We start from the raw sequence: 11,158 nt of genomic DNA on the forward strand, positions 1-11,158 counted from the left end.
GAAATAAAACCCCACGGGCCCCATAAAGTGATTAATAATGGATTCGCTTTTCTGCTTGCAGAAGGGCAGTTAGCTTAGCGGTGAATGGTCAGTTTCGCGTCTTTGAAGTCGTCACAGGTTTGTTGATTGCGTCGGGCTCCATCGCGTTTTTGTGTTTTTTCAGGAGTCCTTCATGGGCAACAAACTTTACGTGGGCAACCTGCCCTACTCTTTCCGCGACGAAGATCTGCAGCAGACCTTCAGCCAGTACGGCTCGGTTGGCAGCGCCAAGGTCATGATGGAACGTGACACCGGCCGCTCCAAGGGTTTCGGCTTTGTCGAAATGGGCAGCGATGCTGAAGCCCAAGCCGCCATCCAAGGCGTGCATGGTCAAAACTTCGGTGGCCGTGACCTCGTGGTCAACGAAGCCCGCCCCATGGAGCCCCGCGCTCCCCGTAGTGGTGGCTTCGGTGGCGGCAATGGCGGCGGCGGCGGTTACGGCGGTGGCCGTAGCGGTGGCGGCGGCTACGGCGGYGGCGGCGGTGGTGGTTACGGCGGTGGCCGTAGCAGCTACTAAAAAGTCCTTATCGGCAGTCCTCAGGGCCTGCCGACGGCAAAAAAAAAGGAGCCTTCGGGCTCCTTTTTGCGTTCTGGCGCGGCACGGACGCCACAGCGCGCAAAGCCCCTTGCTTTTTCCCCAAAAGTGTGGCGCATAATGGTCTGGCGGGTTTGGCCCGCATTTCAAGTTTGCGGTGATCCGTCAGTTTCGCGCTGAGAGCGTCATTGAGATTAGCTGGCTGCGTTTTGGGGACTCCATCGCTTTATCCATGTGTTTTTGAGGAGTCCCTCGATGGGCAACAAACTGTACGTCGGCAACCTGCCTTACTCGGTGCGCGACGGTGATCTGGAACAGGCCTTTGGCCAGTTCGGTGCCGTGACCAGCGCCAAGGTCATGATGGAGCGCGACACGGGTCGCTCCAAAGGCTTTGGCTTTGTGGAGATGGGCAGCGACGCAGAAGCCCAGGCCGCTATCAACGGCATGAACGGCCAACCCCTCGGCGGCCGCAGCATCGTGGTGAACGAAGCCCGCCCCATGGAACCACGCCCACCCCGTAGCGGTGGTTTCGGCGGCGGTGGTGGTGGCGGCGGCTACGGCGGCGGTCGCAGCGGTGGTGGCGGATATGGCGGCGGCCGTGAAGGCGGCGGTGGCTATGGTGGTGGCCGCGAGGGCGGCGGCGGTGGATACGGCGGCGGCCGCGAAGGTGGTGGCGGGGGCTATGGCGGCGGTGGCCGCAGCGAAGGTGGCTTCCGCAGCCCGTACGGCTCGGGTTCGCGCAACGGTGGTGGCGGCGGCCGCAATGGCGGCGGTGGTGGCTACGGTGGCGGCGGCAACGGCGGCTACTGAACCACACCCGTTTTTCTGTCACAAGGGCCCTTCAGGGCCCTTTTTCATGGCAGCTGCACGTCGAGATAGCAATCTCCATCGCCCACGGCGCCTTGGGGCGCCTTGTGCAATCCCGCCCCTACTGCATTTCGCTCTGGCGGCGCTTGCGCGGGCGGCCCGCTAGCACCTTGTCAAACAATGGGTTCGGCAGCATGCGCAGCAGCTTGGCGACCACGCCCATTTGCCAGGGGATGACCCGGTAGCTCACGCCCGCCTGAATGGTGCGGAACGCCTGGTCGGCAAAATCGGCGGGCTGCATCAAAAACGGCATGCTGTAGCGGTTCTGTTGCGTGAGGGGGGTATCGATGTAGCCCGGCGACACCGTCACCACGCGCACGCCGTGGGGGCGCAATTCACCCCGCAGGCTTTCGCAGTAGCTGATGACAGCCGCCTTGCTGGCGCAGTAGGCGCCATGGCCGGGCAGCCCCCGGATGCCGGCCACGCTGCCGATGCCCACCAGGGTGCCGCTGCCGCGCTGCACCATGGCGTCTACAAACGGCTGGAAGGTGGCCRYCAKGCCGAYGTTGTTGGTGGCRAAGGTSCGGGCCATSACSTCGATRTCSTCSCGCWCCGCKGTGTCSATGCCCACGCTGATGCCGGCRTTGGCRATCACCACATCCGGCACACCCTGGCGTGCGATGCAATCGCGCCCTGCAGCCACGATGCTGTCAGTCACCGACACATCAGCACTATAAATTTCATAGCTTTCAGGGCTTATTCCTTGTGCACTTGCCCATGTTTTGACTTCGGAAGTGCGCCGCGCCACCAGAGCCAGGCGAAACCCCGCTTGGTGGTAGCGCTGGGCCAGCGCTTGGCCGATGCCACTGGATGCGCCGGTGATGAAGACAAGGGGAGTGGTCATGTGCATTCCGACAGTGGGCGGCTAGGCAGGATAGGTGGAGGCTACCGCGTGGTGCCCGGCAGGATCATGCCGCGCACGCGCCCGCGCAGTTGCAACACCTGGTCGAGGTTGTCGTAATCCATGCTGTCGGCGGTGAAGCGGTCGTTGCCACGGGTGAGCGTGACCGGCTGATCAGAGCGCACCCGCTCGGTGTTGGTGAAGGCATGCAGAAACTCACCACGGAACTCCATGGGGGGCTGCGCTGCCGCCCCGGGCTTGGCGGGCAGCGGTTCACGCTTGACGATGGCGTTGCCGAACAACTGCACTTCGGAGCCATCGGCGTTGCTCAGGGCCCGGTTGGCCGTGGCCACGGTGACCCGGCCATCGAGGCTGACCGAACGCATGCGGACCTGATCGATCTCCAGCGTGTCGGTGTCGGGGTAATGGCGCGCCTCGTCACCCTGCACCTCGCTCTGCAGGCGGCCCGTGGCATCGAATGTCTTCACCGAAAAGGACTTCATGAAATAGTCCGGCTGGTGCTGCACGGGCCGGTCAATCGCTGGCAGCTGGGGCATGGGCGCGTTGCGCACCAGCCACCAGGTGCCCAGGGCCAGCAGGCCCATCAGCACCACGGGCAGGTAGATCGAGAGCTGGTCCCAGCCCTGGCGGATCACGCGGATCATGCGGTGTAGTCCGCCAGCAGCGCCGCATAGCGGCCCGTGGCCACCAGCAGCAGGTCGCACAGCTCGCGCGCCGCACCGTCGCCCCCGCGCGCCTGGGTGACGAAGTGGGCCGCGTGGCGCACCTCGGTCTGGGCGTTTGCGGGCGCGCAGGCAAAGGCGCTGCGGCGCATCACGGGSAGGTCGGGCCAGTCGTCGCCCATGGCAGCCGCCTGCGCCCAGGTCAGGCCCAGGGTGGCCAGAATCTGCTCCGCGGCGGGGCGCTTGTCTTCGGTGCCAAACACGGCGTGCTCCACGCCCAAGGCCTTGAGGCGCACGCGCAATGGGGCAGAGTCGCGACCGGTGATCACGGCGGGGGTGATGCCTGCCTTTTGCAGCAGCTTGAGGCCGTGGCCGTCGAGGGTGTTGAACCGTTTGATGGTCTCGCCCGTTTCGCTGAAGTACAGGCCGCCGTCGGTGAGCACACCGTCCACGTCGAAAAAGGCCACGCGCACGCCCTGGGCGCGCAGCAGCAGCTCAGGGTCAATCTGCAGGGCAGGAGAGGGAGAGGTCTGAGGAACCAGCGCCATCGTCAGATCACCTTCGCCCGCATCAGATCGCCGATGTGCACCACGCCCACCAGGGCGCCCGCTGCGTCCACCACCAGCACGCTGGTGATGGCGTGGGCTTCCATCATTTCGGCGGCGTCCACGGCCAGGGCGTCGGGGGCAATGCGGCGCGGGTTGGCGTGCATGACCTGGGCTGCGGTGGTGGACCGCAGGTCCGCCCCGGCCTCGATGCGGCGGCGCAGGTCGCCGTCGGTGAAAATGCCCAACAGCTGCCCGTCGGCATCGACAATGGCCGAGGCGCCCAGGCCCTTAGCGCTCATCTCGCGCATGAGGTCGCTGAACGAGGCATCGGGGGCCACGCGCGGCACCTCGGTGCCCGAGCGCATCACGTCGCTCACATGAGTGAGCAGTTTACGGCCCAGCGCGCCGCCAGGGTGCGAGCGGGCAAAGTCTTCGGGGCGGAAGCCCCGGGCGTCCAGCAGGGCCACAGCCAGCGCGTCGCCCATGGCCAGCTGGGCCGTGGTGCTGGCGGTGGGGGCCAGGTTCAGCGGGCAGGCTTCGCGCGCCACGCTGCAGTCGAGCACCAGGTCGGCATAACGCGCCAGGGTGGACTGCAGGCCGCCCGTCATGGCGATCATGGGCGCGCCCAGGCGCCGCAGCACGGGCAGGATGGCCGTGAGTTCGCCACTTTCGCCGCTGTTGGAGATGGCCAGCACCAGATCGTCGCCGGTGACCATGCCCAGGTCGCCGTGGCTGGCCTCGGCAGGGTGCACAAAAAACGCGGGGGTGCCGGTGGAGGCCAGTGTGGCGGCGATCTTGCGCCCCACGTGGCCACTTTTGCCCATGCCCATCACCACCACGCGGCCCCGGGCCTGCAGCACCATCAACACCGCCTGGGCAAACACACCATCCACGCGGGCCGCCAGGCCATTCAGGGCCTCCACCTCAATGTGGAAGGTCTCGCGGGCCAGGCGCAGGGCCTGGTCGGCATCAAAAGGGGGCAGCGCGGCGGGGGCGGGAGTCATGCAAGGATTCTATCGACCGGGCATGCCTGCCGGGCCGTCGCATGGGCCAAGTCCACTGGCACGGTCCGTGCATCCGGGTAGAAAGGCCCTTGCCCGGCCCACAAGGCTTGCCAGACTTGCACAAACAGGGAGGCAGCAGCGGCCTGCAGCCCCGGCCAATGGCTTGCTTGAATCCTGTGTTACACAACGCAAGCCTCGGATAGCATCGAACCCATGTCTTCACTCGCCCTCACACTGCTTTACCTGCTGGCCGCGGTGCTGGGCGTGGTGACCTGCCGCAGCCTCAAGCTGCCGCCCATGCTGGGCTACCTGGCCGCCGGGGTGCTCATTGGCCCGCACGCGCTGGCACTGGCGCAAAACTCCGAAGGGGTGCGCCACCTGGGCGAGTTTGGCGTGGTGTTCCTGATGTTCGCCATCGGGCTGGAGTTCAGCCTGCCCAAGCTGCGTGCCATGCGCAAGCAGGTGTTTGGCCTGGGGCTGATGCAGGTGGTGCTGACGATGGCGGTCGTGTCCGGCATGGCACTGGCGTTGTCGCGCTGGGCGGGTGGGGTGTGGGACATGGGCTGGCAGACGGCGCTGGCGCTGTCAGGCGTGATGGCCATGAGCAGCACGGCGATTGTGGTCAAGCTGATGGCCGAGCGGGCCGAGCTGGAGAGTGAACACGGCCGGCGGGTGATGGGCATCCTGCTGTTCCAGGACCTGGCGGTGGTGCCGCTGCTGGTGCTGATCCCGGCGCTGGGGTCGTCGCCCGACCAGCTGCTGACCTCGCTGGGCTGGGCACTGATCAAGGCCACGGTGCTGGTGGGCCTGCTGCTCACGGGCGGCCAGCGGCTGATGCGCTGGTGGCTCACGCTGGTCGCGCGGCGCAAGAGCGACGAGCTTTTCATGCTGAACCTGCTGCTGATCACGCTGGGCCTGGCCTGGCTGACCGAGCTGGCGGGCCTGAGCCTGGCGCTGGGCGCCTTCATTGCGGGCGTGCTGGTGTCCGAGACCGAGTACCGCCACCAGGTGGGCACGGACATCCGGCCCTTTCACGAYGTGCTGCTGGGCCTGTTCTTCATCACCATCGGCATGATGCTGGACTGGCACATCCTGGTGGACCGCTGGGCGCTGGTGTTGATGCTGCTCACGGTGCCGCTGGTGCTCAAGCTGGGGATCATCCTGGTGCTGGCTCGGGGCATGGGCGCGACCACCGGTGTGGCGCTGCGCACCGGGCTGTACCTGGCGCAGGCTGGCGAGTTCGGCTTTGTGCTGCTGTCGCTCACGCAGAACAACGGGCTGGTGCAGCCAGCGCTGATGAACCCCATCCTCGCGGCCATGGTGCTGTCGATGCTGGCCACGCCGTTCCTCATCATGTACAGCAACCGCATCGTGATGAAGCTGGTGGCCAGTGACTGGCTGCAGCAGTCGCTGCAGATGACATCGATTGCGCGCAAGTCCATCAACACCAGCAAGCACGTGATCATCTGCGGCTACGGCCGCTGCGGGCAGAACCTGGCGCGCATGCTGGAGCACGAGGGCATCCCCTACATGGCGCTGGACCTGGACCCGGACCGCGTGCGCCAGGCAGCGGCGGCGGGCGACTCGGTGGTGTATGGCGACGCCACCCGTCTGCAGGCGCTGATGGCGGCGGGCCTGGTGCGCGCCAGCGCCGTGGCCGTGACCTACATCGATGTGCCCGCCGCGCTGAAGGTGCTGGCCAATGCCCGGTCGCACGCGCCACAGGTGCCGGTGGTGGTGCGCACGCAGGACGACCTGTACCTGGACAAGCTGCAGGAGGCCGGYGCGACCGAGGTGGTGCCCGAGGCCATCGARGGCTCGCTSATGCTCGCSAGCCAYGCCCTGGCSCTGGTGGGCGTGCCCATGCGCCGCGTGCTGCGGCTGGTGCAGGACCAGCGCGATGCGCGCTACAACCTGCTGCGCGGCTACTTCCATGGCGCAGACGACGACACGGTGAACGAACGCGACCAGGAGCGCCTGTCCACCATCAACCTGCCCCCGGGCTCCACCGCCCTGGGCCGCAGCCTGGGCCAGCTGGCCCTGCCCGCCATGGGCGTGCGCGTGGTCAACCTGCGGCGCGGCAATGGCCATGTGAGCGCGGCAGTGGACGAGGCCCTGCTGGCCGAAGGCGACACGCTGGTGCTGTCGGGCCATCCGGCCGCGCTGGCGCTGGCGGAAGACAAGCTGCTGAAAGGCTGACTGGCCCACGGCCCGCCACTGGCAGCTCAGCGGGTGGTTGGGCACCCCATTTGGATGAAATCGGCCTGTAGCGCTAGTGCAATATGCGCTGACAGCTACACATTTAATAGCAAACTACAGCAGCTCTTCAGGCCCAGGTCGCCCGAACAGGTAGCCCTGGAACTGGCGGCAGCCGTTGCGCAGCAGGAAGCTGCGCTGCCCTTCGGTTTCCACGCCCTCGGCCACCACGTCCAGGCCCAGGCTGCGGGCCAGCGTGATGATGGTGCAGGCGATGGTGGCGTCGTTGGGGTCGGTGAGCACGTCGCGCACAAAGCTCTGGTCGATTTTGAGCTGGTCCAGCGGCAGGCGTTTGAGGTAGCTGAGCGATGAGTACCCGGTGCCAAAGTCGTCGAGCGAAAAACCCACCCCCAACGTGCGCAGCGCCTGCATCTTGAGGATGCTGTCCTCCACATCGTGCAGCAGCAGGCTTTCGGTGAGTTCGAGCTTGAGCAGGCGCGGGTTGGCGGCCGCATCGCGCAGCGCTGCCAGCACCTGCTCCACAAAATCGGGCTGGCGGAACTCCTGGGCACTCACGTTCACGGCCAGCGTCCACGCGGCTTTCGCCGGGGCGGTGGCCCACTGGGCCAGCTGGCGGCAGGCCAGGGCCAGCACCTGGCGCCCCAGGGGCAGGATGAGCCCCGTCTGCTCGGCCAGCGGGATGAAATCGGCGGGCGAGACCATGCCGCGCTGCGGGTGTTGCCAGCGCACCAGCGCCTCGGCCCCCAGCAGGTGGCCGCTGGCGTCCACCACCGGCTGGTAGTGCAGCAGGAACTCGTTGCGCGCCAGGCCCTGGCGGATGTCGCCCTCCAGCGCCGAACGCGCCGACGCGGCAGCCTGCATGGCGGGGTCGAAAAAGCACAGGGTGTTGCGCCCCTGCGCCTTGGCCTGGTACATGGCCAGGTCGGCGCGCTTGAGCAGCTCTTGCACGGGCTGCTGCGCGTCCTGGAACAGCGCAATGCCGATGCTGGGGGTGCTGTGCATGTCGCAGCCATCCACGACATAGGGCTGGTTCAGCGCCAGCAACACCTTCTGGGCCACGGCCTCGGCCTCGGCCGCGGCTTCGACCTCATGGCCGTGCAGGCCCTGCACCACGACCACAAACTCATCGCCACCCAGCCGCGCCACGGTGTCGGTGGCCCGCACGCTGGCCCCGATGCGCGCGGCCACCTGCACCAGCAGGCGGTCGCCCCACTCGTGGCCCATGGTGTCGTTGATGCCCTTGAAGTTGTCCAGGTCGAGGAACAGCAGGGCGCCATGGCGGCCGTCGCGCTGGGTGGTGGCCACCGCGCGCTCCAGCCGGTCCATCAGCAGCCGGCGGTTGGGCAGGCCGGTGAGTTCGTCGTAGAACGCCAGGCGCTGGATCTCGGCCTCGGCCAGCTTGCGCTCGGTGATGTCGCGCGCCACGCCCCGGTAGCCGGTAAAGCGGCCCTCTTCGTCAAAGATGGGCTCGCCACTGATCGACACCCACACGGGCTTGCCGTCCTGGGACAGGCGCTGCATCTCAAAGTCGTGAAAGACCTGGTGCGCCTCCAGCTGCTCGCGGTGCTCGCGCCATTGCCCTTCGTTGACGAAGGTGTCGGGCAACTCCCAGCGGGTCAGGCCGTAGTGCATCTCATCGGGCACGCCCTCCGTGTGGTACGGGTTGCCGTCCAGCCGCACAAAACGAAACTGGTCGTCCTGCTCCCAGTACCAGTCGGACGACAGGTCCGTCAGGCTGCGCCAGCGCGCCTCGCTCTGGCGCAGGGCCTCCAGCGTGCTCAGGTAGTCGGTGACATCGGTGAACGTGCGCACGCGCCCGCCGGGCTCCAGGGCACGGGTGCGCACCTCGATGTAGCGGCCCTGCCGGGTGCGCCGCACGTAGCTCTGCGGCATGGTCAGGCGGCCGCCATGCGCTGCGTATTCCGACGCCACGTAGTTGCGGGCCATGGGCTCGATGAGCTGGAACTCGGGCCCGAAGTCGCCCCGCTCGGTCTGAAAGCGCACCACCTCTTCCACCAGCGGCTGCGTGGCCAGCAGGGACTCGGGCAGGTCCAGCAGCTCCAGGTAACGCTGGTTGTAGACGCGGATGCGGCCCTCGGCGTCCACATTGGTGATGCCCTGCGAGATGTTGTCCAGGGTGCCTTCGAGGGCTCGGGTCTTCTCGGCCAGCAGGGCGCTGGTGCGGGCCAGTTCGGCCTCCACATGGCTGCGGGCCAGCTCGGCGCGGCGGGCGGTCTCCAGTTGGCCAATGGTGTTCAGCAAGGGCTGCAGAAACTGCACGTCGGCGTTGGTGTAGCCGCCGCTGCGGTTGGCCAGCCCCACCATGGCCACCAGCTCGCCCGCCGCATGGATGGGCAGGCCCAAGTAGGTGCGCAGCGTGGGGTGGCCGGACGGCGTGCCCGCGCTGCGGGCATCGTGGTTGGCGTCGTTGCTGAGGACCGGCTCGCCCGTCACCAGCGCAGCGCCCACCAGCGAGTGCAGGTTGTCGAACACCATGCCATCCTCAGCATGCTGGGCATAGCGCTGGCGCGAGGCCTCGTCCCAGCTGATGTCGGTCATCGCGTGCACGCGCAGGTAAGGGTGCCCGTCATCGGCCCGCTGCACCTGGCCCACGAGGCCGAACGCGCTCTGGGTCAGCGTCATCAACTCGCCCAGCAGCGCCTCGAACGCCGCCCGAGGGCCCGAGCTGGCAATGAACATGCCCTGGGCCCGCGAGATGGCCTGCAGCAGCCGGTGCTGGCGCGCCAGCATGGCCTCGGCCGCGCGGCGGGCACGGGCGCTGGAGGTGCGCTCCAGCACGGCTTCGATCTGCGCGGGCAGGGTGAGCAGGTAGTCCAGCGCCGGGTCCTGCACGGTGAAGTCGTCAAAGCCGTGGCGCATGGCCTGCGCCGCGTGGGTCTCCGCCCCCATGCGCACGATGATGATGGCCGGAACGCCATCGAGCAGCTGCAGCAGGTCAAAGGCCGATCCGTCCATGGTGCGCTGGGCCGCCAGCACGATGTCGGGCCGGTGGCGCAGCAGGTGGTCGCGCGCCTCGGTGATGGACTCCACCACGTCCACGCGCCAGCCCGACCAGGGGTCGGCCAGCGCCCCCGCCACGGCCTGTGCGTGGGGGTGATCACTCTCGATCAGCAGGACGGAGATGGGCATGGGCCGATCGTCGTGGGGGTTGGGGCACCGCCCGCCGCAGGCGGCGCGAGTTTGTAACGCCAGTGAAACACATTATGGCGTCTGGTGCAGGCGCGCGCGGGGACCGCCGGGCTGTTTACACTCACGCACTTTCCGTGCCTCGCGCCACTGGCCAACCCCTGGCGCACACCCAGGCATTGGCCCTGCCCGGGCCTCCCCCGCGTCATCACTCCCCACCCGCCCATGCAGCCCCTCAGCGTCAACCAGTACCTTCGCCAGCACATCCGCACCGTCCCCGACTGGCCCGCGCCTGGCGTGCAGTTCCGCGACATCACGCCACTGCTGCAGGACCCGAAAGTGTTCCGTGTGCTGATCGATGCCTTCGTGCACCGCTACATGGACAAGGCGCTGCGCCCCGACGTGGTGGCGGGCCTGGATGCGCGGGGCTTCATCCTGGGCGCCGTGGTGGCCTACGAGCTGAACGTAGGCTTCGTGCCCATCCGCAAGAAAGGCAAGTTGCCCTTCACCACGGTAGAGGAAACCTACGAACTCGAATACGGCAGCGCCACCGTGGAGCTGCACACCGACGCCGTGAAGGCCGGCGACCGCGTGCTGCTGATCGACGACCTGATCGCCACCGGCGGCACCATGATGGCCGGCAAGAAGCTGTTGGAAAAACTGGGGGCCACCGTCACCGAAGGCGCCGCCATTGTCGATTTGCCCGAGCTGGGCGGATCGCAGCGCCTGCGCGATGCCGGCCTGCCGCTGTACACCCTGGTGGACTTTGCAGGCCACTGACCCGAGGGCCATGGCATGGGTGCACAGCCCCCTGTGGGCGTGCACTACACGACCCCTGGATCAGTTGAGTTCGCCGTACTGCGTGCTGCTGAGGTCGGGAGCGGGACCGTCGGCACCGGGCATTTCGGTGTCCTCAAACCCTGTCGGCTGGGACGGTGGCAGCAGCGGACCGGAGCGCACCGGCACGCCTGGCTTGGCGGCGGCAGCCGTGGCCGCCGATGACCCTGCGGCGTTGGCCAGCGCGCGCTTGAACGCGGCCACCTCGTCGGCCTCGATGGGTTCGAACCGGGCAGAAGAGGCAGGCCGCGTGGCAGCCAGCGGTGCGGGTGCAGACACGAGGGGCGCGGGGGCCGACACCGCACCGAGCGGGCGGCGCGCAGCCAGCGGGGCCGCAGCGGGCGCCAAAGGAGCAGGGGAAACAGGTGCCGCGGCAGCCGCGGCGGGGCGTGCGCCCGCCAGCGGTGCAGGCGACGGGGCCAGGGGTGCCGGGGCCGCTG

Annotated in this window: 9 protein-coding genes and 1 pseudogene; 4 read left to right on the plus strand and 6 right to left on the minus strand. The window is 67.7% G+C overall.

The window, feature by feature from the left end; all coding sequences use genetic code 11:
* Nucleotides 1–172: 172 nt before the first annotated feature.
* Together AC04MI_RS19925 and AC04MI_RS19930 are read left to right on the plus strand one after the other, a co-directional pair.
* Nucleotides 173–556 carry an RNA recognition motif domain-containing protein gene (locus AC04MI_RS19925; protein WP_056056787.1) on the plus strand — a complete coding sequence of 128 codons (384 nt, stop codon included), beginning with the start codon at nt 173–175 and terminating at the stop codon, nt 554–556.
* Between the two features lie 273 nt (nt 557–829).
* The gene (locus AC04MI_RS19930; protein WP_056742615.1) at nt 830–1,384 is read left to right on the plus strand and encodes an RNA recognition motif domain-containing protein; all 555 of its coding nucleotides are present in this window, start codon (nt 830–832) and stop codon (nt 1,382–1,384) included.
* 118 nt (nt 1,385–1,502) lie between these two features.
* Here AC04MI_RS19930 and AC04MI_RS19935 read toward each other — a convergent pair whose 3' ends face one another.
* The 4 genes from AC04MI_RS19935 to AC04MI_RS19950 are packed head-to-tail and all read right to left on the minus strand — an operon-like array spanning nt 1,503 to nt 4,517.
* Entirely contained in the window at nt 1,503–2,285 is a 783-nt protein-coding gene (locus AC04MI_RS19935) for an SDR family oxidoreductase (RefSeq protein ID WP_476498508.1), read from the minus strand.
* Nucleotides 2,286–2,326: 41 nt separating this feature from the next.
* On the minus strand, nt 2,327–2,947 hold the full coding sequence (lptC, locus tag AC04MI_RS19940) for an LPS export ABC transporter periplasmic protein LptC (RefSeq protein WP_056056794.1): 621 nt from the start codon (nt 2,945–2,947) through the stop codon (nt 2,327–2,329).
* The gene (locus tag AC04MI_RS19945; RefSeq protein WP_436076683.1) at nt 2,944–3,513 is read right to left on the minus strand and encodes a KdsC family phosphatase; all 570 of its coding nucleotides are present in this window, start codon (nt 3,511–3,513) and stop codon (nt 2,944–2,946) included. Before AC04MI_RS19945 ends, lptC begins: the two co-directional genes overlap by 4 nt.
* 2 nt (nt 3,514–3,515) lie before the next feature.
* Nucleotides 3,516–4,517, minus strand: coding sequence for a KpsF/GutQ family sugar-phosphate isomerase (locus AC04MI_RS19950; protein ID WP_056056797.1), 1,002 nt, complete (start codon nt 4,515–4,517; stop codon nt 3,516–3,518).
* Between the two features lie 213 nt (nt 4,518–4,730).
* On the opposite strand from AC04MI_RS19950, the gene AC04MI_RS19955 reads away from it, so the two are divergent.
* Entirely contained in the window at nt 4,731–6,716 is a 1,986-nt protein-coding gene (locus AC04MI_RS19955) for a monovalent cation:proton antiporter family protein (protein ID WP_056056799.1), read from the plus strand.
* A gap of 114 nt (nt 6,717–6,830) precedes the next feature.
* Here the strand turns inward: AC04MI_RS19955 and AC04MI_RS19960 are convergent, their stop codons facing one another.
* Nucleotides 6,831–9,884 (minus strand): bifunctional diguanylate cyclase/phosphodiesterase, encoded by a 3,054-nt coding sequence (locus AC04MI_RS19960; RefSeq protein WP_436076682.1) that lies wholly within the window; start codon nt 9,882–9,884, stop codon nt 6,831–6,833.
* A 222-nt stretch (nt 9,885–10,106) separates the two neighbouring features.
* On the opposite strand from AC04MI_RS19960, the gene AC04MI_RS19965 reads away from it, so the two are divergent.
* Nucleotides 10,107–10,661, plus strand: a complete 555-nt coding sequence (locus AC04MI_RS19965) for an adenine phosphoribosyltransferase (protein ID WP_043565825.1) — start codon at nt 10,107–10,109, stop codon at nt 10,659–10,661.
* A gap of 60 nt (nt 10,662–10,721) precedes the next feature.
* On the opposite strand, the pseudogene AC04MI_RS19970 reads toward AC04MI_RS19965, so the two are convergent.
* Nucleotides 10,722–11,158: pseudogene (locus AC04MI_RS19970) on the minus strand (hypothetical protein); the annotation flags it as partial.

This window comes from Acidovorax sp. LjRoot204 (assembly GCF_056175785.1).